Source organism: Rhodococcoides kyotonense, from assembly GCF_001645385.1.
In the GTDB taxonomy this organism is placed as follows: Bacteria; Actinomycetota; Actinomycetes; order Mycobacteriales; family Mycobacteriaceae; genus Rhodococcoides; species Rhodococcoides kyotonensis_B.
Map to the genome: position 1 here is coordinate 103,620 of NZ_LVHI01000032.1, position 25,862 is coordinate 129,481.

Below are 25,862 nucleotides of genomic sequence, written 5' to 3' on the forward strand. Positions count from 1 at the left end.
GTGTCGCGTCCGTGGCGTTCCGACTCCTCCGGTGACACCGATGTGCTCGTCACTGCCCACTCCTGCCGTCAGTGCTACCTGCTACCTCCTGGCAACGGTAGCGCTGACGGCAGACGAGCACGGATCATTCCGTCAAGCGGTGTGCACCGGCGTGTGCTTTCCGATCATGGCGAGCGCCGTCTTCAGACCTCGGCGCTTGCCGGTTGCCGGGTCGACGCCGAACACTTCCTTGATACCGCCGCGAATACGGAACTTGAGCTCCGACGACGTCTCCGGTGCATCGTCCGACGTCGCCGACAGGAACCGGTTCGGCAGAGACAGTTTCATGATGGTGCGCAGTGTCTGCCCGTATTGATGCGCGAGCGAACCCGTCGTGTACGGCAGGTCGTACTTGTCGCACAGAGCGCGAATCCTGACGGAGATCTCGGCGTACCGATTGCTCGGCAGATCCGGGAACAGATGATGTTCGATCTGGTAGCAGAGGTTGCCGCTCATGAACGCCATTAAGGGTCCGGCGTGAAAGTTGGCGCTGCCCAGCATCTGTCGCAGATACCACTCGGGCTGCGTTTCCTTCTCGTACTCGGCGAGCGTGAACTTCTCGGCACCGTCCGGGAAGTGACCGCAGAAGATGACGCCGTAGGACCAGTAGTTGCGGATGAAGTTCGCCGTCGCATTCGCCGTCAACGTCGACTTCCAGGCGGGACCCGTCAGCAGAGGAAACAGGATGTAGTCCTTGCCGACCTGCCTGCCGATCTTGCGGACGACGTCGACCGCCATCTCCTTCTTGTCCTCCCACTTCACTTCGCCGGTCCGGAGCTTGTCCGTCTCGAGGTGATGCAGCGCGACGCCCCACTCGAAGAACGTCGCCAGGAGTGCGTTGACCAGCGGCTGCGCGAAGTATTTCGGGTGCCACTCCTGGTCGCGGGTGATGCGCAGGATGCCGTAGCCCACGTCGTTGTCGAGCCCGACGATGTTCGTGTACTTGTGATGGGTGAAGTTGTGCGAATGCTTCCACCCCGCCGACGGGCAGGTGTTGTCCCACTCCCAGTTACTGGAATGAATCTCCGGGTCGTTCATCCAGTCCCACTGGCCGTGAATGACGTTGTGGCCCAACTCCATGTTCTCGATGATCTTGCCGACACCGAGCAACGCCGACCCCAACAGCCAGGCCGGTTTCTTCTTGCTCGCGAACAGCACGAGCCTGCCCGCCACCATCAGCGAGCGCTGGAACGTGATGGTGCGCTGAACGTACTTCGCGTCCCGCTCGCCGCGTGAATCCTCGACGTCGCGTCGAATCGCGTCGAGCTCCTTCCCGAGTGCCTCGATATCGGCCTCGGTCAGATGGGCGTACTCCTTGATGTCCGTGATCGCCATGCTTCCCCCTTGCGAAAATCCGAGTCGGCCCCGACGCCCCGTTGCCAACCCAACGGTACGGACAGTGGGCAGTGGCGTCGAGGTTCGTGGGGGTCCGGTTGGCGGGACTCCGGTCTCGGCGACCGAATGTCACATACGGTCACTCAGAGTGAGCGAGGGGCGCCCTCGCTGGTGTTCGGCCGCGCAGCCCCGTTCGAGCGAAGGTGACATACGGTCACTCTGAGTGAGCAAGGGGCGCCCTCGGTCCACCAACCCGTCGAAGCCCACGAGTTATCCACAGTTCGACGAGTTATCCACAGGCACCTGTGAGATACGCCCGATCAGTCGGAAATGTGTCGTACCCGCCATGTTCGATGCCCGCATGAAACGTGGGGAGTGGGCAGACGACAACTTCGCGGCACTGCGCGCGAAATCGAAGAACGGCGTCATACGCACGTCGGTATTGCGGGGGATGGGGGTGGGAGCGAAGACGATCATCGACAGAACTTCAGGTGGTCCGTGGCAACGGATGCTGCCGGGGCTTGTGTTGCTGCACAACGGTTCTCCGAGCGTGCTTCAGCGGCAGACGGCGGCGGTGATGTACGGGGGACCCGACTGCCTGTTGACCGGACGCACCGGGCTCGGTCTTCACGGATACTCGTCAGGGTTCCAGGCCAACGACGTCGGCCTGCTCATCCCGCACGAGCAGCACCGTAAAGACGCCGAATTCGTCGTCGTCGAGCGCACCTGGCGGATACCGGAAGTGGCGACGAAGTCCGGATTGCCCGTCGCACCCATCGATCGCTGTCTTCTCGACGCGGTCCGTCGCATGCGTGACCCGGCACGGATCACGGCGCTCATCGCGGAGGTCGTACAGCGGGGCGACGCCGACATCGAGGCGCTGCTCGTCGAGTTGAAAGCAGGTAATGGTCGCGGAAGTGCGCTGCCACGACGCGTTCTGCGTGAGTTGGCGTCAGGTGCTCATTCGGTGGCCGAGGTCGAAGCCCGCGCCTTGTGCGAGAGAAGCGGACTGCCGCCGATGAAGGCCAATTGGGTGCTTCTGACGGCGTCGGGCGAGTTCATCGCCATCGTCGATCTGCTCGAGGACAACGTCTACCTCGCGTTCGAGGTCGAATCCTTCCTGCATCACTCTGCGCCGGCGGAGTTCGCGAAGACACTGGAACGACGTGCTCACATTCAGGGGCACGGCGCCATCGTGCTCGCGCACACACCGAAGACGATTCGTACACAACCGGATCGGGTGATCGCCGACCTCGAGCGCGCGTACGAGCAGGCCAAGCAGCGGCCACGTCCGAACCTACGCGCAATTCCGCTGGCCGAGTGGCGTCAGAAGGCGTCGTAGACCCAGATCATCTGACGACCGGTCTGGCTCGGCGTCGTAATCGGATGATCGACGACGCGAGCCAGCCGGTATCCGAGGCGTCGAGGGACAGCACGCTTCGTAAATTGGCTGCGTCGCAATGAATTTCGACGCGTGTGACGTGTCGAATGCCCAGTGCGACGTCCGTGAGTGTCGACGCGACCGCGGTCATGACGCCGCGTCCCTCGGCGTCGGCGGTCAGCCAGTAACCGAGCTCGAACCAGTCGGGTCCGCGTCGGTGAAGGCCCGCTTTGCCGAGCGTCGTCCCGGATGCACCGAGGGCGTCCCTTGCTCACTCTGAGTGACCGGATGTCACCCTCGCTCCGAATGGGGGCGGCCAGGGCGGCCCACGAGCCCGGGCCGCCGACCACCCCTCACGACGCCCGCCACGACCGCCAGGTCAGACTCCCGACGCTGATGACGGGACCCTGAGGCCTCGCGGAGGCGTACTGCTCGTACTTGCCGACCAGCGCGTCGAGGGCGGCGGACCCTTCCGGTGTGTCGGCGTCGACGATGCGCGCCGAACCGCTGGCCCTGATCCACCACAGCTTGGTCCAGTCCTCGTCGTAGTGGTCGACGATGAGGCTCACGGCAGGGTCGGCGCGGATGTTCTCGAGCCGCCGAAGCTTCTGGGTGGTCTTGGGCTTCCAGTCGATCGCGGTGACGATCCGCTCGTCGACGACGGCGAAGACGACGGGCACGAGGTGTGGCGTGCCGTCTGCGTTGACGGTGGACAGCTGTGCTCGTCGGGCCTCACCGAACCGCCCGATTTCGTCGTCGATCTTCATACCGACGACACTGTCACGCCGATTCGCTGCGTGCACCGCTGCGCAGCCTTGCCGCTTCGAACTTCGAGGCGACCATGGGACGTCCGAGCAGGTGACCCTGTCCTGAGGTCACCTCCATGTCGATGCACACGTCGAGTTGCGCGGAGGTTTCGATGCCTTCCACGACGGTGTCCATCCCCAGCTCGTGCGCGACGTGGATGACCGCGGAGCACAGGGCGGACATCGTCCGTCGTCGCTCGCCGTCGTGGCTGTCCAGGTGCTGCGTCAGCGATTTGTCGATCTTGAGGATGTCGACGGGTAGCGTCGCGAGCCGTTCGAGCGAGGAGAATCCGGAGCCGAAGTCGTCGATGGCGACCAGGACTCCATGATCGCGCACGTCGGTGAGTTGCTCGACCACGGCATCTATGTCGTGCAGCGACGTCGACTCGGCGAGCTCGATCACGAACCGGCCGGGCGGAATACCGAAGCGGTCGACGACACCGATGACGTCCGTCGCAAGTGTGCCGGCCGCGAAGTGCAGCGGGCTGACGTTGATGCCGACCTGGACCGAAATGTCGCGGTGCTGCCAGGCCGACATCGTCCGGCCGACCTCGTCGAGCACCCAATCGGTGAGCGGGATGATGAGGTCCGACTGTTCGGCGAGTGGAATGAAGTTGCCGGGCAGCAGCAATCCGAGCTCGGGGTGGTTCCAGCGGATGAGCGCCTCGGCGCCCACGATCGTGTCCGACGCCAGATCGACGATGGGCTGGTAGAGCATCTGCAGCTCGTGCTCGGTCATCGCGGCGCCGCGCAGTCGCTCCAGAATGTCGAGACGCGCACGGTGGTCGTCGCTCAGATCCTCGGCGAAGCCGTGGCGGCCGGGCGCAGGGCGGGGCTCGGCACGCTCTCTGCTCATGCTCCCCCCTAATGGCCGGTCGGCCGTGGAAGAGAATAACCCCAAAGTCTGCTTTGACGCCACAAACAGAACTCTTTCCCCGTTTTGCGTCGTCGGCCCTCAGATCGCAGCTGCCGGAATCCGCTACCTCGTCGAACCTCGCACCACCACGGACCACTCGGCCTGCGGGAGTGTCGACGGCGACCCGAGTACCCAGCGCGCAGCGTTCCGGCCCTGGTCGTACAGGGATTGTGCGACCGTCGTCAGCCCCGCCGCCCCGGCCGCCTCCGAGTCGTCCCACCCGGTCACCGCAACACCCGATGCGCCCGCGTCGAGCACACCGAGCGCCAGATCGTCACTGGTGCACAGGATCGCGTCGGCACGGTAGTCGTCGAGCAGAGTCCGCGCCGCAACCGCGCCCTCCGCACGTGCGTTCGTCGGCACGAACGCCACCGGTATCTGCTCCCACCCCAACCCATATTCGACGACCGCTCGCCGGTACCCGGCAAGGCGGGCAGCCGTCACCGGGAAGGTGGCGTTCTCGGGTTCGGGTCCGAGGACTGTCTCGGCTATCCGCTCGCGGTCGCACGGGAAGCTGATGATCGCGGGTCGCCGGGCGCCGAAGAGTCCGATGGTGCCGATGGCGTGTGCGGCTGACGCGTCGTCGATTCCGATGAATTCGATGCCGGGATGTCGCGGTCCGCCCTGGATGCACGCGGGTTTCCCTGTGGCCGTGATGATGTCGAGGACGGGGTCGTCGGCGACCGTCGTCCACAGTACGAAACCGTCGACGTGGGCGTCGCGAATTCTGTCGAGGTCGACGCCGATGCGCGAGTTGGGGAGCAGGACGAGTCCGGTGTCTGTGTCGAGGCAGGCTTCGGCGATACCGGAGAGAAATGCGCGGGCTTCGGGGTTCTCGAACGAGTAGGTGAGCTTCTCGGTCAGGACGACGCCCAGGTTGTTCGTCTTTCCGCTGCGCAGTGAACTCGCCGCTCGGTGCGGTCCGGTGTAGCCGAGTTCGGACGCGGCGGCGAGGACGCGGTCCCTGGTCGATCCGGACACCCGCCCGGGCTGGTTGTAGGTGTAGGAGACGCTCATGGTCGACACCCCGGCGGCGCGGGCGACATCGGCCATGGTCGGGCGGGTGCTCATGGGGTCAGACTAGCGGCTGGCGAGCCTGATGTGTAACGATACACAGCATGCCTGGCTCGACTGTTCTCCGACTCGTGGTGCTCGCCGCCGCCGCGTTCGTCTACGTGACCGCGGAGACGCTGCCGATAGGCCTGCTCCCGGAGATCTCGTCGGACATGGGCGTCAGCGAGTCCAGCGTCGGCCTGCTTCTGACCTTCTATGCCTACGGTGTCGCGGTCATGACGATGCCGCTCATCACGTTCGTTCGCCGATGGCCGCGTCGGCGAGTCGTGGTCGTGACCGTTGCGGCGCTGGCGTTGTCGCAACTGTTGTCCGCGGTCGCCGTCGGCTATCCGATGCTCGTGATCGCACGCATGATCTGCGCGGCGACGCACGGCGTGTTCTGGGCGGTCGTCGCGCCCGTCGCGGCCTCACTCGTTGCGCCGACCATGCGGGGCAAAGCAATTGCGACGGTGTACGCGGGAACGTCACTCGCGCTCGTCGCCGGCAATCCGCTGACCGCGGCGTTGGGGCAGTGGCTCGGATGGCGCACGGCCGCAGCATGTATCGGGGTGGTGTCCGCGGTCATCGCCGTGACCCTGTTCGCCGTACTTCCGAGAATGGAGGCCGTCGACGCCGGACCGAGTCGCGGAAAGGTCGTCGATCGATCTCTCGTACTGATCTGTGTCGCAACATTTCTCGCGGTCCTCGGGCATTTCATCGCGTACACGTACTTCTCGTTGCTCGTCGACCGTGGTCTCGGGTCGATCGGCACGACGCTCACACTGATGCTCCTGCTCTACGGACTGTGCGGCGTCATCGGAATCTGGATCATCGGCAAGACGTTCGACCGGTGGCCGCGGCACTCGACGATCGTGTCGTTGAGCGTCGTCGCCGCAGCGTTGCTGATTCTGTGGACGACCCTGCAGTCGGCGCCGGGTTCGCTCGCGGCACTCGCCGTTCTGGCGATCGGCATGTGGGGGCTGGCCTTCACGACCGTCCCGGTCTGCCTGCAGTCCTCGGTGCTGAACACCCCACGCCCGGATCCGGATCGGGCGTCGGCGATCTATGTCGTGTCGTTCCAGGTCGCCATCGCGTCGGGAGCGCTGATCGGGGGCGTGATCATCGATCGGAGCAGTATCGCGGTGGTGACGGCAGCAGCATGCGTGCTGGTCGTCGCCGCCCTCGTGACGGTGGTGCTGGGGCGGGGTACCTTCGCCTCCCCGGATCGACCGAAGGCGTCCCTTGCTCACTCCGAGTGACCGGATGTCACCCTCGCTCCGGCGGCGAAGGCCAGCCCCACCCGCGCACCCACCAACCTGTCCACCAACCCGGACAGCAATGCGATCCCGTCGGTCGAGAGCACGGACTCCGGGTGGAACTGGATGGACTCGAGACCCGGACCCCGCAGGGCGTTGACGTGCCCTTCGTCCACCGACACGTCCACCCCCGCGATGTTGCCGGGCCGGGCGACGAAGGTGTTGTAGAACCCCACGGTCCGCTCTTCGCCGAACACGCGGACGGTCTTCTGCACACCCTGCTGCGGCTGAGGCAGTGCAGCCAGGTCCAATCCCAGTTCGCGCGCGAGGACCTGATGGCTCAAACAGATCGCGAGCAAGGCTTCACCCGTCGACAGTCGTTCCCGCACGATCTCTCCCGCGCGGACGATGCGCGGATCCGACATGTCCGACGGATCGCCCGGCCCGGGTCCGCACACCAGCAGGTCCGCGGTCGACGACGTGAACTCCTCCCATCGCACGACCGTCACGCCCATCCCGAGGTGCCGCAGCTGGTGCGCGAGCATCGCAGTCCACTGGTCCTCGAAGTCGACGACGACGGCTGTTCCGCGCGAAGGACCCGCGGCCTCGGGCTGCACATTCATCCAGAACGACGCGAGCTTCTCGTTGCGCCGCGCCAACGCGTCGGCGACGCCTGGAAACTCGCTGAGCCGAACGGCATTCTCACCCGACGGCCGCCGAGCCTCGACTCCCAACGCCGCCAGCACGCCGCCGAGCTTCGAACGCGTCTCGGCCACTTCGTGTTCCGGAATGGAGTTGCGCACCAACGTGGCCCCGGCGGAGATCTTCAGTGCACCGGTCGGCGATATTTCACAGGTACGGATCAGGATGGGTGCGTCGACCGTCGTGACGCCGTCGCGACCCTCGAACAACGCGAGGACACCGGAATAGTAGCCACGCCCGGATGTCTCGTACCGTTCGATGACGCGCGACGCGTTCTCGATCGGTGATCCGGTGACCGTCGGCGCGAACATGGTGTCACGCAGGATGTCTCGTGGATCGAGATCGCTCTCGCCGACGAGGACGTACTCGGTGTGCGTCAGATGGCCCATCTGCTTGAGTCTCGGCCCGACGACGCGTCCGCCGTGATCGCAGATTCGACTCATCATCTTGAGCTCTTCGTCGACCACCATGAACAGCTCGGCATTCTCCTTCGCGTCGTCCAGGAACTCGAGTACTCCCGCACCGGAGGGTCCTTCGACGGGATGCCGGTACGTTCCGCTGATCGGATTCATGAATGCCGAGCGCCCGTCGAAACCGACATGTCGCTCGGGCGTCGCACCGACCAACGTCACCGACGGCGTGTGCACGAAGAACGTCCAATACGAACCGGATTCGCCGAGCAACAATCGTCTGAAGATCTCGAGGCCGGACCCGACGGAATCGTCGAGCTGGGCGCGAAAGTCCCGTCGGATGACGAAGTTGGCGCCGGCGCCGGTACCGATCTCGTCGGCCAGAACCCTCTCGACGATCGAGGCGTACTCGTCGTCGCCCGGTTCGAAGCGGCCGTCGGTCAACGTCAGCTCACCAGGGTCGATTGCCTCCACGACCTCGTCGACGGTGACGGCGAACCGCGAGCGGACGAGCAGGCATTCCAGCGGCGCGCCGTCGTCGTGGCAGACGAACCCACGCTCCCGGATCTGCCGAAACGGTACGAGGGCGAGTACGTCCGAGTCGCCATCGATGGGGATGTCGGCCAGCGAGTCCACCGATACGACGTCGCCGACCAGGACGTCGACCCCGCCCTGGCGGCTGATGACGGCGAATGGCTCGTCGCCGCGGAGAGCGTCGGACAGTAGTTCGTTCACGGGTTGCCTCTCTCGTAAGTTGTGCGGACTCCCGAGAAAGACATGAAAATGGCCGCCTCGAGAGGCGGCCACGGCATGAAATACGCGAAGTGTGGGCGCCTAGGAGCGCCACCACCAGGATCCTGCGACGGATATCGATGCGTACATGTCGGGTCACTGTACACATCGAGAGCAGGATATGGTCACCGAGGCCGCACCTGCGGCCGCGTGAGGTGCAAGGGAACCCGGTGCGAATCCGGGACTGACGCGCAACGGTGACTGCTCTGCCCGAGCAGGAGTCCGATCGCTTGCTCCGCACGACGTACGTCCCGCGGCTCCGCGACACGAGCCCCTAGTAGGAAGTTCGGCTCCCTATGACACTACGTAAGCCTGTGGCGTCGGCCATGCTGGCGATGCTCGTTCTCGCCGGGTGCGCCTCCACCGATACCGACGCGCCCAGCCAGACCGCCGACGGCAACTCCAGTTACCCCCTCACCATCTCCAACTGCGGCCAGGACGTCGTCGTCGACGCACCACCGCAGCGCGCTGTCTCTCTGAATCAAGGTTCGACGGAGATTCTGCTCAGCCTCGGTCTCGCGGATCGCATGGTCGGCACGGCGACGTGGACCGACCCCGTGCGCAGCAACCTCGCGTCCGAGAACGAGAAGGTACCGCGCCTGTCCGACAACAATCCGTCGTTCGAGACGGTGCTCGACACCGAACCGGATTTCGTGACGGCGTCGTTCGGTGGAACCCTCGGCCCGGGTGGCGTCGCCGAACGCAACCAGTTCGAGCAGTTCGGCGTCCCGAACTATTTGTCGCCGACGGACTGCAACGGCAAGACCGACGACAGCGTCAACTCCGACGGCGCACGCACCGAGCCGCTCCGGATCGAGACCGTGTACCACGAAGTGCGCGAACTCGCCGCGATCTTCGACGTCCGGGAGCGCGGTGAGCAGTTCGTCGCCGAGCTGCAGGATCGCTTCGAGAAGGCATCGTCGACGGTGAATGCGTCGGGCACGTCGCTCGTCTACTGGTTCGCCGACACCGCGACGCCCTACATGGCCGGTTGCTGCGGGTCGTCGGGCATCATCACGAACTCCGTCGGCGCCGACAACATCTACGCCGACACGACCGACGAATGGCCGCAGGTCAGCTGGGAATCCGTCGCGGACAGGAATCCGACGGCCTTCGTTCTCGCCGATCTGAGCCGTCGCACATTGGCCGGAGACGCGCTTGACTCCAAGATCGAGTTCCTCGAAACCAATCCGGTGACGCAGCGCCTGCCCGCAGTGGCGAACAGACGGTACATCGTCGTGAACGGCGCCGATCTGAATCCGTCGATCAGAACGGTCGACGGCGTCGAGAAAGTTGCTGCCGCACTGCAGGACTGGGGCCTGGCGAAGTGACGTCGGTGCTGGAGCGGCCGAGGCAGAAGCGGAGCGTACTCGCCCCGCTTCTGCTCGGTGGGGTGGTCGTTCTCGCACTGTCGATCGCTCTGGCGATCACCATCGGTCCCGCCGATCTGTCCATCTCGGACGTATACCGAGTGGTGTTGCAGCACATCGGTTTCGGTGATTCGGGCGTCAGCAGGATCAAGGACGGCATCGTCTGGGAACTACGGCTTCCTCGGACGTTGCTGGCGGCGATCTGCGGCGCGGGGCTCGCGCTGTGCGGCGCGATCATGCAATCGTTGCTGCGAAACCCGTTGGCGGATCCGTTCGTTCTCGGTATCTCGTCCGGAGCGTCGACGGGGGCGGTGCTGGTGGCAGTGCTCGGCGTCGGCGGCGGCATGCTGTCGTTGTCGTCGGGGGCGTTCGTCGGGGCGGCGCTGTCGTTCGTGTTGGTGATGCTGCTCGCCGCGGGTGCGGGAGGTGGCACTGATCGCGTCGTCCTCGCAGGAGTGGCTGGGACGCAATTGTTCTCGGCCCTGACGTCGTTCATCGTGATCTCGTCGGCAGACGCAGAACAGACACGAGGGGTTCTGTTCTGGCTGCTCGGCTCACTCGGCGGTGCCGACTGGGACGACGTCGTCCTGTGCGGCACCGTCTGCGCGGTCGGCATCGTCGTCTGCTTGCTGTACGCGTCGGCGCTCGACGCCTTCACGTTCGGCAACGACGCGGCCGCGTCGCTCGGTGTGTCCGTCAAGTGGATTCGTGTTCTTCTGCTCGTCATCACGGCGTTGATCACGGCGATGCTCGTCAGCGCGGCGGGGGCGATCGGATTCGTCGGCCTCGTGCTGCCGCATGCGGCCAGGTTCCTCGTCGGCTCGCGACATCGGCGTCTGTTGCCGACGACGGTTCTCGTCGGCGCCATCTTCATGGTGTGGGTCGACGCCGTCGCACGCACGTTGTTCGAACCGCAGGAGATTCCGGTCGGCGTGGTGACCGCGCTGATCGGTGTTCCTGCGTTCGCGGTCATTCTGTTTCGGATGCGGAGGGCTCGATGACCATTCGTGGCAAAGCAATTCGGTGGGCTCGCTCGGGGCACACGATCCTGGACGGCGTCGATTTCGAGCCCACGGCGGGGGAGACCGTGGGCTTGATCGGCCCCAACGGGTCCGGCAAGTCGTCGCTCCTGCGCATCCTCGCCGGCATCGTGACGCCCGACCACGGCTCGGTGACACTCGACGGCGACGCGATGATGTCGTTGCGACGCAAGCAGATAGCGCGGCGGGTGGCGATGGTGGATCAGCATGCGACCACCGACGTCGACATCTCCGTGCGGGACGTCGTGCGGCTCGGTCGCATTCCGCATCAGGGACTGTTGGGCGGCGACGCGGCCGCCGACGATCGTGCCATCGCACGCGCCCTGGAGAACACCGGGATGACGTCGAAGTCGGACCGGTTGTGGCACACGTTGTCCGGCGGTGAGCGTCAACGTGTGCAGATCGCACGGGCGTTGGCGCAGGAGCCAACGGAGTTGTTGCTCGACGAACCGACCAATCACCTCGACATCCAACATCAGCTCGACATACTGGCGTTGGTTGCCGAACTGCCGCTGACCAGCTTCATCGCCCTGCACGATCTCAATCTGGCGGCGATGTTCTGCGACCGGATCGTGGTGCTGCGCGACGGTCGGGTGGTGGCGACGGGAACGCCGGTCGACGTCATCACCGCGGACCTGGTGCGGGAGGTCTACAACGTGCACGCCGACGTCGAACTCGACGAGTCGGGGACGTATCTGCAGGTCACGTATCGTCGGCGCACCGGGCACGTGCGCGCGAATGTATAGCGGGCTGTACATTCGCGCGCACGTCCGCTACTCGCCCCTGGCCTTTCGTCGCTGCTCCTCGGCGCGGGCGCGGCACTGACGCAGGAATTCCGCGTCGGCCTCGGGTGTGGTTCCGACGGCGCGGCCGGGCCGGGTGTCGTACTCGGGATACGCGGAGTTGCTGCGTCGCTGCGGCACGCCTGCCCCACCCCAGATACCGCCACCGATTGGCCTGCCGACGAGCAGCCATACGATCGACCCCGCGAGCGGGATGAAGATCACCAGCAGCAGCCACATCATCTTCGGCAGGTGCCGGACGCCGCCCTCGTCGGCCGTGATCACGTCGATCAGACAGAACACCCACAGGATCATGATGAGCAAGCCCAGGTACGGCACCGTTCGTCCTCCTACAGACCAGGCGGTATTTAGCCAGGAGAACCATACAGGGAATCGTCGGGAAGGACAGGCCTCGGTTTACCGACGCCGGGTTTGCGGTATCGACCGCTTCGAGAAATCGACGACAGGAGGCGTCCGTGGGTCTGCAACAGCTCGAGGCGATGGTGAAGGAAACGGTGACCGCGGGGGAGCCTTTCGAGTACGGGGCGGACGAGTCGGAGCTGAACTACCTGGCTTCCCTGGCGGCCAGGCCCGGTACGCAGCTCGTGTGCGAAGTGGGATTCAATGCGGGCTTCTCCAGTTGGGCGTTCCTGTCGGCGTCCTCGTCGACGGTCGTGTACTCGTTCGACCTGGCCGGTTACGCCTACAGCGCGGCCGCGAAGGAACACATCGACGAACTGTTTCCCGGCCGCCACACCCTGATTCAGGGCGACTCGCACTCCACGATCAAGGAATTCGCGGCCAAGTATCCCGACATGCGGTTCGACGTCATCTTCGTCGACGGGGACCATTCGCTCGACGGTGCCCGCGCCGACCTCGCCGACCTGCGTTCGCTGGCCACTCCGGAGACCGTTGTCGTCATGGACGACATCACCCCGTGGCTGTGGTTCGGCGAAGGGCCGACCCAGGCGTGGCAGGAAGCCGTCGAGGCCGGGTCCGTCGTCCACCGGAGCTACTACCGCGACGGCGTGCCGGTCGACGTCGTCGAGCCGCCTGCCAGCCGTGCTTGGGCCGAGGGGTACTACCCGGCCTGAGTCAGACACCGCTCGATCGCGTCCACACCCCGATCCAGTTCGTCCTCGGTGACCGTCAGCGCAGGCCGGAACCGTACGGCTCGCTCCCCACAACCGAGGACGAGAACATGTTCGACGACGCGAAGATCGTCGAGGAGTCGGTCGCGCGAGGCCGCGTCGGGCATCGTGAAGGCGCACATCAGACCGCGGCCACGGACCTGCGTGATCGCCGAATGCCGCGAGGCCGCACCCTGCAACCTGGTCAGCAGATGCTCGCCCAGCACCGCGGCTCGCGCGACGAGCTGCTCCGATTCCATGACCTCCAGGATTCGACGCGCACGCACCATGTCCGTGAGGTTGCCGCCCCATGTGGAGTTCAGACGCGACGACACGGCGAACACGTTGTCGGCGATCTCGTCGACGCGTCCGCCGGCCATGATCCCGCAGACCTGGACTTTCTTGCCGAAGGCCACGACGTCGGGGTTCAGGCCGAGTTGCTGGAAGGCCCAGTTGGTTCCGGTCGTTCCGGCGCCCGTCTGCACCTCGTCGACGACGAACAGTGCGTCGAACTCGTGGCACATGTCCTGTAGCTGCTGTAGGAACTGCGGGCGGAAGTGATTGTCACCGCCTTCGCCCTGGATGGGTTCGACAATGGCGCAGGCGATGTCGTGCGGATTGGCCTCGAACGCGACGCGGGCCGCGGTGAGGGCGTCGGCCTCGACGGCATCCATGTCGACGTCGGATCCGATGAACGGGGACGGAATTCGGGGCCAGTCGAACTTGGGGAAGCGGGCTACCTTGTTCGGGTCGGTGTTGGTGAGCGACATCGTGTATCCCGTGCGCCCGTGGAACGCGTGCTCGAGATGCATGACCTGGCTGCCTGGGGAACTGATCCCGTGCGCCTCGTTCCAGCGTGACTTCCAGTCGAAGCAGACTTTCAACGCGTTCTCTACGGCCAGGCCGCCGCCCTCGACGAAGAACAGATGCGGCAGACGCGCATCGCCGAGAACGCGCGAGAAGGTGTCGACGAACCGAGCCATCGCGACGGTGTAGATGTCGGAATTACTGGGCTTGTTGACGGCGGCCTGCATCAGATCGGCGCGGAACGCTGCGTCGTCGACCAGACCGGGATGGTTCATTCCCAGCGCGGACGACGCGAAGAAGGTGAACAGGTCGAGGTACTCGGTGCCGTCGCGCGCGTCGACGAGCGTGCATCCGCGCGACGCATCGAGGTCGAGCACCACCTCGAAACCGTCGGCGAGCATGTGGCGACGAAGAGTGTCGTGCACGTCGTCGGCGCGGATCTCCTGGCGATGTAATACCTGCGTCATGAAACCAAGATACGCGCCGAAATTTCGTAATCAACGGCTTTTTGCAGGAAAATATCCGGTAGAACACCGCGTCGATTACGTTCGTAGTCGTCGTTCCCCACCGAAAGGTAGTGCCATGTCTGTCCTCGGCGACCAGTCTTCGACCGTCAGCCACGACGAACTGAGCGTCAGGACTCGCGCCATCCTGGAGCGTCTCGGCGTCGACGTGGATCTCGACGTTCCGCGCTCGCACGAGACGATCGTCGCCCGATCGCCCATCACGGGCGGAAATCTCGCGTCGCTTCGCGCGGCCGACGCGTCGGACGTGGACGCGGTGCTGGCCGACGCAAGGACCGCCTTCGCCGAATGGTCGACGGTCCCTGCCCCGGTACGCGGCGGGCTGATTCGCGAACTCGGTGAACTGCTGCGCGAGCACAAGGACGATCTGGGCGCACTGGTGTCGATCGAAGCCGGAAAGATCGTGTCCGAGGGCCTCGGCGAGGTCCAGGAGATGATCGACATCTGTGACTTCGGCGTCGGACTGTCCCGTCAGCTCTACGGCAACACCATCGCGACCGAGCGACCCGGCCATCGCATGATGGAACAGTGGCACCCGCTCGGCGTCGTCGGCGTCGTCACGGCGTTCAATTTTCCGGTGGCCGTGTGGTCCTGGAATGCGGTGCTGGCGTTGGTCGCCGGTGACACCGTCGTCTGGAAGCCGTCGGAGAAGACGCCGTTGACCGCACTCGGCGTCCACGCGTTGTTCCAGCGTGCGGCAGCCAAGGCCGGTGTGGACCCGAAGGTCGCGCAACTGCTCATCGGCGATCGCGTCGCAGGGCAAGCGCTCGTGGACGATTCGCGTGTCGCGCTGCTGTCCGCGACGGGGTCGACCCGAATGGGACGCGAGGTGGCCCCTCGCGTCGCCCAGCGCTTCGGGCGCGTGCTGCTCGAACTCGGTGGCAACAATGCGGCCGTCGTGACGCCGTCGGCGGATCTGGATCTCACGACGCGCGGCATCGTCTTCTCGGCGGCAGGCACTGCCGGACAACGGTGTACGTCGCTGCGACGCGTCATCGTGCACTCGTCGATCGCCGACGAACTCGTCGATCGCATCGCACAGGCCTACGAATCACTCTCCATCGGTTCGCCTTTGGAGTCGGACACACTCGTCGGGCCGCTGATCGATGCGCCCGCGTTCGCGGGGTTCAAGAAGGCGATCGACGCGGCAGTCGCGTCGGGTGGCGAGATCCGAGCGGGCGGACAGCGCGTCGACGATTTCGGTGAGAACGCGTACTACGTTCAGCCGACCATCATTTCGATGCCGGACCAGGCGGACATCGTGCGGCACGAGACGTTCGCTCCGATTCTGTACGTGCTCACCTACGACACCCTCGACGAGGCCATCGCGCTGCACAACGATGTGCCGCAGGGGCTTTCGTCGTCGATCTTCACGACGGATCTTCGAGAAGCCGAGCGGTTCCTGTCGGTCACCGGATCGGACTGCGGCATAGCGAACGTCAACATCGGCCCGTCCGGAGCGGAGATCGGTGGCGCGTTCGGCGGTGAGAAGGAAACCGGCGGCGGACGCGAATCGGGTTCGGACGCATGGAAGTCCTACATGCGCCGGGCGACCAACACGGTCAACTACTCGAACGAACTGCCGCTCGCGCAGGGAGTGCGCTTCGCGCCCGTGCATGGATAGTCGAACCATAGGGCAACCAACCACGCACAACGGGAGTGGAGCCTGCAGGAACGACCCATACAACGGGAGTGGAGCCTGCAGGAACGACCCATACAACGGGAGTGGAGCCTGCAGGAACGACCCATACAAGGGGTGTGCGTCAGCGCATCAATCCCTGCACCAGTGCGTCGACGATCTCGTCGGTCGACGTCTCCGGGTCGATCGGCATCGTCAGTCGGTCGAACAGCAATCCGTCGATCGCGTAGTGGAACAGCGCAACCTCCTTCGCGCCGCCCGGTAGGCCTGCCGCATGGTTGAATTCGACGTCCGCGCGGAAACCCGATCGCTGCCAGTCGCCGAGCAGCTCCCTGACCTCGGGACGTCTCGACGCCTCCAGCCGCAGCTCGAACAGCGCGAGCGTCACGTCGCGATTGTCGATCAGACGCGCGACGATGTCGCGGACGTAGTCGGCGAACAACTCGGCGCTCGGCACTCGCTCGGCGAGCGGCGCGTGCACCGTCGGGTCGGGTGCGAGGCGTTCCCCGATGCGCTCGATCAAGCCCGCGATGACGTCCTCGCGCGTCTTGAAGTAGTTCGACGCCGTGCCCCGGGGGACGGCTGCCTCGACGTCGATCGCGCGATGCGTCAGACCGCGGGCGCCCTCACGTGCGAGGACGCGCAGGCCGGCGTCGGCGAGCTCCGACCGTCTCTGCGGATTGCGTGCCACGGGAAAAGGCTAGCGCAACCACGACAGATGTCGTAGTCTGCTCCTTGAACCACTACAGACGTCGTGAATGGAGAACCCATGCGAGAACTGGTCTACTACGTCGCCGTCAGTCTCGACGGGTACATCGCGGCACCCGACGACACCTTCGACGCATTTCCGGTACAGGGCGATCACATCGACATGATCCTGCGCGAATACACCGACACCGTCCCGACGCTGGGGCTGCAGGCGCTCGGTCTCACGGCACCGCTCACACGGTTCGACACCGTGCTGATGGGGTGGAACACGTACGCCGCCGGGCTGCCCGCGGGCGCCACCGATCCGTATGCGCACCTGCGGCAGTACGTGTTCACGCGCAACCATTCGATCGACGAGCCGGGTGTCACGGTGACGTCGGACGATCCGGTGACCGTCGTGCGGAAGCTGAAGATGGAGGAGGGAAGCGGTATCTACCTGTGCGGTGGCGGGGAACTCGCGTCGTCGCTGATCGACGAGATCGATCGGCTGATTCTGAAGGTCAACCCGGTGTTGCTCGGGTCGGGCAAGAAGTTGTTCGCGGAGCGAGAGTACGACGTCACTACCGCGCGGTTGGTCGCGAGCACACCGTACGAATCCGGCGTCGTGATCGACGAGTACACGATCGAACGGTGATCACTCCACCGAGATGCTGTGCGCCCGAAGCTGTTCTACGACGTCGTGCGACGGCCAGGCCGCAGCACGGAAGCGGGCGGGTTCCATACCCGGCATGGGCTCGATTCCGGTGATGCGTGCGACGTCCTCGAACTGCACGTAGAACATGTCCGACGCGCGACCGGCGAATGCGACGAGATCCGTTCGCGGGAGCGTGCAGTCGACGCCCTCGTCCCAGATGGTGACGGTGCGTGGACCGAACGGCGTCGTGATCACCGCTGCGGACCGGATCGTGATGGTGGTGCCGTCGAGATCGTATTGTCCGCGCAGCCAAACGGATTGAGCGTCGTACTCCCTCGCGATGTGCACGCACCGTGCCCGCGCGGCCTCGGCGCTGTCGGGCCGTACGGTGTCGAAGGTGACGATGTGTCCGTCGTCGTCGACCGTGTACGCCTGCGGCGAGAGCCCGCGTGCAGTGTGGGTGTACTGATGTTCGATCATCGAGAAGTGTCGGGCGAGGATCTCCTCGTCGTCACCGGGAACGACGTAGATCGTGTCGACGTCGGGAACGAAAGCCACAGGTGCACAACCGAATCGCGATCGATGCGACGCGAGCCAGCCCGGGTCGAGCAACCAGGACGTGAAGTAGTTGCTGCCGCTGTCGACCAGACGCTGTATCGCGCGGCCCTTCGTCGGATCGGCGTGCACCGTGATCGTCGCGAGATTGGATCGGGCTGCGGAGAACACGGTGGCGGGATCGACGCCCCATTCGGAGATGGTCTCCCAGGAAACGATGGTGCGCCGGCCCGGGGTGTCGACGGCCACGAGCTCGTCGACGAGGGGGAACACGCGTCGCGACACGAGGAGGCCGGGTGGGGGCGCGCCGATCGTGTACGTCGACGGTTTCAACACCGGGCGCAGACGGGGGAGCGCGACGTCCCAGCTGCCGGGGGCGTCGTTCGCTTCGATCATCGTGGCGACGAAGTGTTCGATGTGGGCCGACAGCTCGGCTTCCCCGTACGCGGCGGTCTCGGCGAACAGATTGTCCAGGTAGAGCACCGCGTCGCGGCCGTAGTAGACGGCGAAATTCTCGGAGTCGTACATCGGGTCGGCGCCGCCCTCGACCCGGATGCGTTCGAGCACGAGGTATGCCAGCCGTGCCCTCGGGTCCACGCCGTTTGCCGCCACGCGGGAGATGGTAACCGGGCGCCCCGAGTATTTCGCTCCCTTACTCGACCGGATATGCGGGATCTTCGCGAATATCGTCGAATCAGGGAGCGAAATGCACCCCTACGCGGTCGGCGGCCGCGCGGTGGAGGAACGGCTGCACGACGGCGGAGATCTCGTCGGCCTTGCGTTCGAACAGCGCGACCGTCCCGTGCTCCACGATGGTTGTCTCCACCCGCGTCACCTGCGACAGAGCGGACTCGAGCGGCGCGATGTTCGGCATCGCGAACGGATCGTCCGACGCGCCGAGCAGGAGTGTCGGCGCCGTGACGAGACCGATTCGGTCCTCGATGCGATAGCGGTCGCACGCCCGATGTCCCTCTGCCGGGTCGACGCCGTACGTCAGCGCGTCGTGCACGAAGCGGTTCAACAGATCCGCGGACGGCTGCGGGTAGTAGGGACGCCGCTTGTTCCACAACGTGTTCAGATGCGTGCCGTCGTCGGAGATGTTCGCCTTGTCGACGCCGTCGGGATTCTCGGGACGTGCACGACGCTCCGGGCCGGTGAACGGGCACGACGACAGCACCAGCGCGGTCACGTCGGTACTCACTTCGCCGTTCCCGGCCGCGGAGGCGACCTCGAGTGCGACCAGTCCGCCGGTGTGGTGACCGAGAAGGCTCACCTCGTCGATCCCGATCTCGTGCAGGAGCTCGTGGACGCCGCGTGCGTACAGCTCGATGGATTGCGGTGCAGGCACTTTGACGCTGGCCCCGAAGCCGACCATGTCCATGGCGATCACGCGATGCTCACGGGCCATCAGCGGTATGAATTCGCGGAACTCGTCGCCCGAGCGCGGCGCCTGATGCAGCAGCAGCAGGGCGGGGCCGTCGCCGGCTTCGACCACGTGGATCTGTCCGATCGGGCAATCGACGTAACGCGAACGCGTGTTCAACCTTGTCACCTTTCAGCCCCGGCGAGGGGACGGGTCGTGACGACGAGACCGAGAGCGACGGCTGCCGCTACGCCCATCATCGACGCTGTTGCCAGTGCATTGTTACCCAGGAGCCCGACGACCGGCGCGGCGGCGGCGGCGCACAGGAACTGGAATCCGCCGATCAGTGCCGATGCCGTGCCTGCGGTGTCGGGATGGCGGGCGAGTGCGAGCGCGGGAGCGTTCGGCATGACGGACCCCATCACGGCGAGCAGAAGGAGGACGGGAACACCGAACCCCGCGAGGCCACCTGTCTCCGTTGCAGCGAGAACGACGAAGACGCCGCCGACCAGCGTTCCCGCCGCGAGTGACGCCCGGAGTATTCCGTACGGGCTCCACCGCCGCAGCAGTACCACGTTCAGTTGCGACGATCCGATCAACACCGCTGCGCCGCAGGCGAAGAACACTCCGAACTGTCCCGGGGTGAGCTCGAACTGATTCTGCAGCACGAACGGAGACGATGCGATGTACGAGAACATGAGGATGCGACCGCATCCGCACACGATCACCATCCGCACGTACGGCGAATCAGAGAACAACGTTCGATAGTTCCTCGCCATGACGCGCATCCGAGGTCGATGCCTCTTGACGGGCGGCAGCGTCTCCGGCATCGCCCACACTCCGAGCGCGACGGAGATCAGCCCGAGGAGCGCGAGCACGAAGAAGATCGATCTCCACGACGCGAGGGAGACGACGAGTCCGCCGATAGTGGGCGCCAACACCGGCGCAACTCCCATCACCAGCATCAATCGGGAGATGACGACGGCCGCAGCGTGCCCGTCGAACAGGTCACGCACCACCGCGAGTGCCAGTACGGTACCTGCGGCCGCGCCGAGACCCTGCAGCACGCGCAGCGCCGCCAGCGTCTCGATCGTCGGGGCGACAGCGCATCCCACGGATGCGACGACATGCATCGCGGAACCGGCAATCAGCGGACGACGGCGGCCCAATGCGTCGGACAGCGGCCCGATGATCAACTGCCCCAATGCGAAACCGACGAGCGAGCCGGTGAGTGTGAACTGCACCAGCTCGTCCGACGTACCCAGGTCGTGGGCGATGAACGGAAACGCCGACAGATACATGTCGATGGTGAACGGACCGAGGGCGGTCACCGCACCCAGGACGAGGACGAGCCGAAAGCGCGTCCAGCCCTGTGGTGTCGGTGTGGTGGTGTCAGTGCTGTTGGTCGAGGAATCCTGCGACGACGGCGTGGTAGTCATGTGGCCGTTCTTCCTGAAGATGATGTGATGCCCGATCCATGACGTAGAGCTGGCCTCGCGGAACCATGCGCGCGAGCATCAGCGGGTAGTCGGGCGTCAGGAAGTCGTCGTACATTCCCCACGCGAACAGCACCGGGGCTTCGATCTGCCCCAATTCGGCTGTGAGGTCCTGCCATTCGCCTCGTGGGTTGTCCGACGCGGCCGCCAAGGCCATCTCGTCGGGGTCGAGGCTCTGCTCGTAGCGCATGTCGACGGTCTCGTCCGGGAGCGCATCGCCGTCGAACCATTCGAGGCGGGTGATCAGTTCCCGCATCTTCTCGCGGGAGGGGCCGGTGCCGCCGTAGTAGACGTCCCGCGCGTTCCTACCGCGTCGGCCACCCTCGGGAAGCGGAGCGAGCGGGCCGTAGAAGACGGGCATGCTGCCGGTGACGACGAGCGAGCGAACGCGGGTCGGGTACTTCGCTGCGAGGTTGAGGGCAATGGTGCCTCCCCACGAGTTGCAGACGAAATCGGCACGGTCGATTCCCAGTTCGTCGAGAAGGGCCACCATCTTGGCCGCGTGGAAATCCCACATCGGCCCTTCGATGGTGCACTTGTCGGACAGCCCGTACTGCGGGATGTCGACGAGAATCGCGCGCCGCGTCGACGCGAACATCGGGGCCACCGGGCCGAAGTCCGACCAGGCCGTGCAGCCAGGACCACCTCCGTGAAGAAAGATGACCGGATCGCCGGATCCGAGATCGTGATAGTGAAACTTGACGCCGTCCGCCGTGGCGTACTGGCTCGGGGGTCGTTGTGCCATGGCGTCATTCCACCGCGTCGGGTGATCGACGGAAAGGGAACGGGTCCACTCTCCGGGCCGGGGTTCGTTCCGTGGCCGCGGACGTGACCTACCGTCGAGCTATGAATCCTGACCTACACACTGCCGAGGAACGGGCACGCGCCGTGGTCGGTGTGCGCGAATCGCGTTCGCTGGGAACGCTGTCCGCCGATCATGCGGTGGCCTTCGCGCGTGCAGCCGCCGTCGACGAGCCCCGATACCTGGACCCGACGCGCGCGGATTTCGCCGTGCACCCGATGTACCTGCTGAGCATGCTGCGCGGTCACCAGGGAGGCGTCGACGACGACTACCGTCCCGACGGAATGTTCGCGGACGAGGTGCCCGGTACTGCTGGACTCGACGTGCGGTTGATGGCAGGCGGTCAGGCGATCGAGTTTCTTGCAGAGCCGGTGGTGGGTGAAACCGTCGACGCAGTACGCAATCTCGATGCGGTCACCGTCAAAGGTCGAACCGGTTCGCAGTTTCTGCTCCTCGAGACGGTCAAGGACTACGTCTCGTCCGGTGCGGGCACGCTGGCGCGTGTTCGCGAGACCTTCATCGTCCGATGAACGCGATTCAGGCCGGGGGCGCCATCGAAACGGTGGTTCTCGCAACCGATCCCGTCCGCGTCCTCCGTTTCGGGGCGACGACGCACAATGCGCACCGCATTCACTACGACGCGGTCCACGCCGCCTCGGACGGCTTGGAGAGGCCGGTCGTGATGGCCCAGTTGCAGGGGACGTTGTTCCATCGTGCCGCTGCTCGGGCGGCCGGGCAGGGCGGTACGGTGACCGCACTGTCGTGGCAGAACCGCGCTCCCGCATACGTCGGTGAGACCCTCACGGTGTCGGGTCGGGTGATCGACGTGCAGGACGGTGTCGCCCACCTCGAGCTGGAGGAGCACACGGAGGACGGAAGACTGTGTGCCACAGGGTCCGCCGTCGTTCGGCTGCCCTGACTCCGGTCGGCCGGACGTCACGGTACTGTCCGGCCGACCTGAGTCGAGATGTCACTCGCGGTGGTCGGAGACCCAACCGGTCAACAGAACCTCGTCGGGATCCACCGGTCCTGCCATGGAACCCTGCTGCGTGAAGAAATCGACGAGACTCCTCGAGCGGGTGAGGTCATCTTCGCTGAAATCACGGCCGGTGAAGTCGATCTGAGTGACGCGATCGCGTGCCTCCGCTGGATCCATCTGGATCTCGGCCGCAATGGCGGCTGCCGCGCGATCGGGATCTTCCTGGATGATCTCCGACGCGTCGGCGATGACTGCGAACACCTTCCCCGCGAGTTCGTCGTTGGCGTCGAGCCAATCCTCTCGGGCGAGGATCCACTGCGAGTACTCGGCTCCGAAGTCACCGGTCGTGGCCACCACGCTGGATCCATCGGCTTCTGCTTGCGCCACCCACGGGTCGAACGAGACGAATCCGTCGATGTCACCGCGTGCCAACAGTGCAGGCTGCTCGGGCGGGCTCGTCGAGACGATTTCGATGGTCGCGGGGTCGAGTCCCAGGCTTCTCAGATAGAGATCGGTGAAGTAGACGCCGATGCCCGGGAAGACACCCATGGTCTTGATGTCCTTCGGCTGCACACCGTCTCGGAGAACGACCTGGAAGTACCGATCCGAGTCCTGGAACACGCCGAGCGCCCGCAGCTGCGGGTTCGCCGCCATGACGGTCAGCGCGGTCGAATCCGCATTACCGGACATCTCCGACGTCCCGGCGACCACGTTCTGGGCGCCCGCGGCACCCCCTTCGGTCTGGACGATCTCGACGTCGAGGCCCGCCGCGTCGAACATGCCTTCGTGGTCGGCGAGAAACAGCGGCGCATACGACGGGTCGACGCCGACGGCGATGCGGACGAGCGAGGTACCGGTCGCTTCCTGGGTGGCTGGGCGAGTACATCCGGTGGCGACGACGAGCACGGACAACGCGGCGACCGTGGCTCCGGTCGCCCACCGCTTCCTGGTTGAAATCATCGACATGTGCGTCCTCTCGGGGTTGTCGGTTCCGTCATTTGCCGGTGAAGACGGCAGGTCGTTTGTCGAGAAACGCCTGCAGTCCCTCGGCGGTGTCGCTGGTCGTGATCAGTTTCAGAACGGCGTCGAACTCGACGTCGAGCGCCTCGTGCATGGGTAGCGGCAGACCGTCGGTCACCACCTGCTTGATCAGACCGATCGCCGCGGTCGGTTTCGCGGCGTACGCCGCGGCCAGCTCGGCAACGGTGTCGTCGAAACGATCGTCTGCCACCACTCGGTCGACGAGTCCGATGTCCAGCGCCTCGGCGGCCGTCAGCTTGCGACCCTCCATCATCAGCAGTACGGCGCGGTGAGCGCCGATCAGGCGCGGAAGTCGTTGACTACCACCGGCACCCGGGAACAGTCCCAACGCGATCTCCGGGAAGCCGACGGTCGCGGCGTCGCTCATCACCCGGAGGTCGCACGCTAGTGCCAATTCCGCTCCGCCGCCGAGTGCGTGACCGTTCATCGCCGCGATGACGGGTTTGGGCGCCGACGTCAGAATGTGCTGTACGTCGACCCACGGACGCATCGCGCGTTGTGTCTCCTCGGTGAGATTGCGCATCACCGAGATGTCGGCGCCGGCCACGAAGAAGCGACCGGTCCCGCGTACGACGATGCAGCGCACCGACGGGTCGTCGGCGAGCGGCGGCAACGCCGTCAGCAACTCGTCGATCAGGTCCGGGTCGAATGCGTTCGCCGGTGGCCGGTCGACGACGACGGTCGCGACCGCGTCCGCGACGGTGGTACGTAGGTACGAGGTCATGAGCGTCCCTTCGGTAATCGGTCGCCTCATCATTCGTGAGGTGCTGCGCGGACCACAGGGCCTCGGTCCGACAGGCGAACTCTCGCTGCGGCGGTTTGCTGAATGAACCGAATCCATTGGGCAGTGATCTGTCGTGCTTCAGGATTCGGATATCGAGCTCGCCGTTTCGAAGGGAAATTCATGACGACAACAGACGTGACCGACGCTTCGGTCGCCGCCAGCGAGCCACAGCGCCCCCGTGCGGCAGGACGGCAGGACTGGACGGCCTGGCCGCTGTACAACGCTGCCAGCAGTGGCTACCGCGGCTATTGGTACCCGGTGGTGTGGGCCAGTCACATCACGAAGGACCCGAAGAGCTACATGCTCGGCGGGGACAAGCTCATGCTGATGCGAGATGGCGGAAAGATCTACGCGTTGCACGATCGCTGCCCGCATCGTGGCGTTCCCCTCTCCGAAGGCGACCAGCAGTTCCCGGGCACGGTCAGCTGCCCGTACCACGGATGGACCTTCAAGCTCGACACCGGAAAGCTGGCCGCGGTCATCACCGACGGTCCCGACTCGAAGATCTGCGGCAAGCTGTCGGTCCGAACCTATGCGGTCGAGGAACGCCTCGGACTGGTCTGGGTGTACCTGCCCATCGCCGACGAGCCGCCTCACCCCATCGACGACCAGCTGCCCCGCGAGCTGACCGAGAACACCGGAATCATCGGCGGGCGCATCCAACCGCGCCAGGGTGATTGGCGCTTCGCGTGCGAGAACGGTTTCGACGAGGGCCACGCCAAGTACCTGCATCGCACCGCGCTGTGGCGTCTGTTCAAGCCCATGCCGACGTGGAACATCACGCGAATCATTCCCGAGGGACGGTGGATCTACCGCGTCCAGGACGAGGTCTACTGGGAGGCCACGTTCCCCGGTGTCGGCAAGTGGACGAACAAGCGGTGGTGGAAGAAGAAGCCGGACGAATCGAAGATCTCCAACATCGGAAACACCGGTGCGGGTAAGGAAGTGAATCCGGTCATCGCGGCCCAGAAGTTCCCGGGCTTCGCGTCGTTGTCCATGCCGGGGGTCCTCAGGATCGCCTACCCGACGTTCATCCACTACGAGTTCTACGTGCCCGTCGACGAAGAGAACCACCGCTACGTCGGTCTGATGGTGAACTTCGTGTCCGGGTTGGGCAAGGCCAAGTTCTACGTCAAGTACCTGGGCGCCATCCGATGGCTGTTCCACGGTCAGTTCTCCGGACAGGACGCCTGGATGGTCGAGGTCACCGACGCGCCGCCGGAGAAGCTGTACCGGCCCGACGTCTCGTTGACGTCATGGCGGAACCTCGCGGAAGAGGAGTATGCGGAAAAGCTCTCGGCCGCTGCGCAATTCGCTCCGCAGAAGGAGGCGCGGCCAGCACGCAAGCGTCGTGTACCCGCCGCGTCCGCGGGAACCGAACCTGCCTCGACGCCCGTCAACGGGCAGTCCGCCGAATAGTCCAGGAGAAGACATGACCAGAATCGTGATCGCAGCACTCGCAGGCGCAGGTACGCTCGTGGGCTCCCAGCTGCTGTGGCAGTTCGTCGCCCGTCACTC

Annotated in this window: 25 protein-coding genes, 1 pseudogene and 1 riboswitch; of the genes and pseudogenes, 11 read left to right on the forward strand and 15 right to left on the reverse strand. The window is 65.3% G+C overall.

Annotated elements, in window-relative coordinates:
* Positions 1 to 132: 132 nt before the first annotated feature.
* The gene (locus A3K89_RS20040) at positions 133 to 1,374 is read right to left on the reverse strand and encodes a fatty acid desaturase family protein (protein WP_068429723.1); all 1,242 of its coding nucleotides are present in this window, start codon (positions 1,372 to 1,374) and stop codon (positions 133 to 135) included.
* A gap of 361 nt (positions 1,375 to 1,735) precedes the next feature.
* Here A3K89_RS20040 and A3K89_RS20045 point away from each other — a divergent pair, with 361 nt between their 5' ends.
* Positions 1,736 to 2,716 carry a hypothetical protein gene (locus A3K89_RS20045; protein ID WP_068430067.1) on the forward strand — a complete coding sequence of 327 codons (981 nt, stop codon included), beginning with the start codon at positions 1,736 to 1,738 and terminating at the stop codon, positions 2,714 to 2,716.
* 7 nt (positions 2,717 to 2,723) lie between these two features.
* Here A3K89_RS20045 and A3K89_RS25580 read toward each other — a convergent pair.
* The 4 genes and pseudogenes from A3K89_RS25580 to A3K89_RS20065 all read right to left on the reverse strand — a co-directional run.
* Positions 2,724 to 2,945, reverse strand: a pseudogene (locus tag A3K89_RS25580) (GNAT family N-acetyltransferase); the annotation flags it as partial.
* A 163-nt stretch (positions 2,946 to 3,108) separates the two neighbouring features.
* A complete protein-coding gene (locus A3K89_RS20055) occupies positions 3,109 to 3,522 on the reverse strand; it encodes a TIGR03668 family PPOX class F420-dependent oxidoreductase (protein WP_068430069.1) in 414 nt (137 codons plus the stop codon).
* A gap of 13 nt (positions 3,523 to 3,535) precedes the next feature.
* Positions 3,536 to 4,417: an EAL domain-containing protein gene (locus tag A3K89_RS20060; protein ID WP_068429729.1), complete on the reverse strand. Its 882-nt coding sequence runs from the start codon at positions 4,415 to 4,417 to the stop codon at positions 3,536 to 3,538.
* A 123-nt stretch (positions 4,418 to 4,540) separates the two neighbouring features.
* Positions 4,541 to 5,548: a LacI family DNA-binding transcriptional regulator gene (locus A3K89_RS20065; protein ID WP_068429734.1), complete on the reverse strand. Its 1,008-nt coding sequence runs from the start codon at positions 5,546 to 5,548 to the stop codon at positions 4,541 to 4,543.
* Positions 5,549 to 5,595: 47 nt separating this feature from the next.
* On the opposite strand from A3K89_RS20065, the gene A3K89_RS20070 reads away from it, so the two are divergent.
* Positions 5,596 to 6,789: an MFS transporter gene (locus tag A3K89_RS20070; RefSeq protein WP_068429737.1), complete on the forward strand. Its 1,194-nt coding sequence runs from the start codon at positions 5,596 to 5,598 to the stop codon at positions 6,787 to 6,789.
* Here A3K89_RS20070 and A3K89_RS20075 read toward each other — a convergent pair.
* Entirely contained in the window at positions 6,777 to 8,633 is a 1,857-nt protein-coding gene (locus A3K89_RS20075) for an anthranilate synthase family protein (RefSeq protein ID WP_068429740.1), read from the reverse strand. The genes A3K89_RS20070 and A3K89_RS20075 overlap by 13 nt on opposite strands.
* Before the next feature lie 218 nt (positions 8,634 to 8,851).
* Positions 8,852 to 8,914, forward strand: a riboswitch (cobalamin riboswitch).
* 72 nt (positions 8,915 to 8,986) lie between these two features.
* On the opposite strand from A3K89_RS20075, the gene A3K89_RS20080 reads away from it, so the two are divergent.
* Genes A3K89_RS20080 through A3K89_RS20090 form a run of 3 tightly spaced genes read left to right on the forward strand, consistent with a single transcriptional unit; the run spans position 8,987 to position 11,846 of the window.
* On the forward strand, positions 8,987 to 10,021 hold the full coding sequence (locus A3K89_RS20080) for an ABC transporter substrate-binding protein (RefSeq protein ID WP_084423910.1): 1,035 nt from the start codon (positions 8,987 to 8,989) through the stop codon (positions 10,019 to 10,021).
* A 5-nt stretch (positions 10,022 to 10,026) separates the two neighbouring features.
* Positions 10,027 to 11,061, forward strand: coding sequence for a FecCD family ABC transporter permease (locus tag A3K89_RS20085; RefSeq protein ID WP_068430075.1), 1,035 nt, complete (start codon positions 10,027 to 10,029; stop codon positions 11,059 to 11,061).
* Positions 11,058 to 11,846 carry an ABC transporter ATP-binding protein gene (locus A3K89_RS20090; RefSeq protein WP_068429741.1) on the forward strand — a complete coding sequence of 263 codons (789 nt, stop codon included), beginning with the start codon at positions 11,058 to 11,060 and terminating at the stop codon, positions 11,844 to 11,846. The genes A3K89_RS20085 and A3K89_RS20090 overlap by 4 nt, the downstream gene beginning before the upstream one ends.
* A gap of 27 nt (positions 11,847 to 11,873) precedes the next feature.
* Here A3K89_RS20090 and A3K89_RS20095 read toward each other — a convergent pair whose 3' ends face one another.
* Positions 11,874 to 12,221, reverse strand: coding sequence for a PLD nuclease N-terminal domain-containing protein (locus A3K89_RS20095; RefSeq protein WP_068429742.1), 348 nt, complete (start codon positions 12,219 to 12,221; stop codon positions 11,874 to 11,876).
* 137 nt (positions 12,222 to 12,358) lie between these two features.
* On the opposite strand from A3K89_RS20095, the gene A3K89_RS20100 reads away from it, so the two are divergent.
* Positions 12,359 to 12,976 carry a class I SAM-dependent methyltransferase gene (locus A3K89_RS20100; protein WP_068429743.1) on the forward strand — a complete coding sequence of 206 codons (618 nt, stop codon included), beginning with the start codon at positions 12,359 to 12,361 and terminating at the stop codon, positions 12,974 to 12,976.
* Here the strand turns inward: A3K89_RS20100 and lat are convergent.
* Positions 12,964 to 14,286, reverse strand: coding sequence for an L-lysine 6-transaminase (lat, locus tag A3K89_RS20105; RefSeq protein WP_068429744.1), 1,323 nt, complete (start codon positions 14,284 to 14,286; stop codon positions 12,964 to 12,966). The two genes, A3K89_RS20100 and lat, sit on opposite strands and share 13 nt — an antisense overlap.
* 115 nt (positions 14,287 to 14,401) lie before the next feature.
* Between lat and amaB the strand changes: the two genes are divergently transcribed.
* A complete protein-coding gene (gene amaB, locus A3K89_RS20110) occupies positions 14,402 to 15,967 on the forward strand; it encodes an L-piperidine-6-carboxylate dehydrogenase (protein WP_068429745.1) in 1,566 nt (521 codons plus the stop codon).
* Positions 15,968 to 16,106: 139 nt separating this feature from the next.
* Here amaB and A3K89_RS20115 read toward each other — a convergent pair whose 3' ends face one another.
* Positions 16,107 to 16,673 carry a TetR/AcrR family transcriptional regulator gene (locus A3K89_RS20115; protein ID WP_068429748.1) on the reverse strand — a complete coding sequence of 189 codons (567 nt, stop codon included), beginning with the start codon at positions 16,671 to 16,673 and terminating at the stop codon, positions 16,107 to 16,109.
* A gap of 78 nt (positions 16,674 to 16,751) precedes the next feature.
* On the opposite strand from A3K89_RS20115, the gene A3K89_RS20120 reads away from it, so the two are divergent.
* A complete protein-coding gene (locus tag A3K89_RS20120; RefSeq protein ID WP_068429751.1) occupies positions 16,752 to 17,324 on the forward strand; it encodes a dihydrofolate reductase family protein in 573 nt (190 codons plus the stop codon).
* On the opposite strand, the gene A3K89_RS20125 is transcribed toward A3K89_RS20120, so the two are convergent.
* The 4 genes from A3K89_RS20125 to A3K89_RS20140 form a co-directional block, all read right to left on the reverse strand.
* Positions 17,325 to 18,491, reverse strand: coding sequence for a hypothetical protein (locus tag A3K89_RS20125; RefSeq protein ID WP_254303597.1), 1,167 nt, complete (start codon positions 18,489 to 18,491; stop codon positions 17,325 to 17,327). It abuts the gene before it with no gap.
* An 82-nt stretch (positions 18,492 to 18,573) separates the two neighbouring features.
* Entirely contained in the window at positions 18,574 to 19,422 is an 849-nt protein-coding gene (locus tag A3K89_RS20130; protein WP_068430083.1) for an alpha/beta fold hydrolase, read from the reverse strand.
* A gap of 5 nt (positions 19,423 to 19,427) precedes the next feature.
* Positions 19,428 to 20,681, reverse strand: coding sequence for a multidrug effflux MFS transporter (locus tag A3K89_RS20135; protein WP_068429754.1), 1,254 nt, complete (start codon positions 20,679 to 20,681; stop codon positions 19,428 to 19,430).
* Positions 20,635 to 21,483, reverse strand: coding sequence for an alpha/beta fold hydrolase (locus A3K89_RS20140; protein ID WP_068429756.1), 849 nt, complete (start codon positions 21,481 to 21,483; stop codon positions 20,635 to 20,637). Before A3K89_RS20140 ends, A3K89_RS20135 begins: the two co-directional genes overlap by 47 nt.
* Positions 21,484 to 21,584: 101 nt before the next feature.
* Between A3K89_RS20140 and A3K89_RS20145 the strand changes: the two genes are divergently transcribed.
* A complete protein-coding gene (locus A3K89_RS20145) occupies positions 21,585 to 22,070 on the forward strand; it encodes a hypothetical protein (protein ID WP_068429758.1) in 486 nt (161 codons plus the stop codon).
* Positions 22,067 to 22,459 (forward strand): hotdog domain-containing protein, encoded by a 393-nt coding sequence (locus A3K89_RS20150; RefSeq protein WP_068429760.1) that lies wholly within the window; start codon positions 22,067 to 22,069, stop codon positions 22,457 to 22,459. Before A3K89_RS20145 ends, A3K89_RS20150 begins: the two co-directional genes overlap by 4 nt.
* Positions 22,460 to 22,510: 51 nt before the next feature.
* On the opposite strand, the gene A3K89_RS20155 is transcribed toward A3K89_RS20150, so the two are convergent.
* Both A3K89_RS20155 and A3K89_RS20160 read right to left on the reverse strand, forming a co-directional pair.
* A complete protein-coding gene (locus A3K89_RS20155; protein WP_068430086.1) occupies positions 22,511 to 23,479 on the reverse strand; it encodes an ABC transporter substrate-binding protein in 969 nt (322 codons plus the stop codon).
* A gap of 34 nt (positions 23,480 to 23,513) precedes the next feature.
* Positions 23,514 to 24,284 (reverse strand): enoyl-CoA hydratase/isomerase family protein, encoded by a 771-nt coding sequence (locus A3K89_RS20160; RefSeq protein ID WP_068429762.1) that lies wholly within the window; start codon positions 24,282 to 24,284, stop codon positions 23,514 to 23,516.
* Between the two features lie 180 nt (positions 24,285 to 24,464).
* On the opposite strand from A3K89_RS20160, the gene A3K89_RS20165 reads away from it, so the two are divergent.
* Positions 24,465 to 25,763, forward strand: a complete 1,299-nt coding sequence (locus A3K89_RS20165; RefSeq protein ID WP_068429764.1) for an aromatic ring-hydroxylating oxygenase subunit alpha — start codon at positions 24,465 to 24,467, stop codon at positions 25,761 to 25,763.
* Positions 25,764 to 25,862 lie beyond the last annotated feature (99 nt).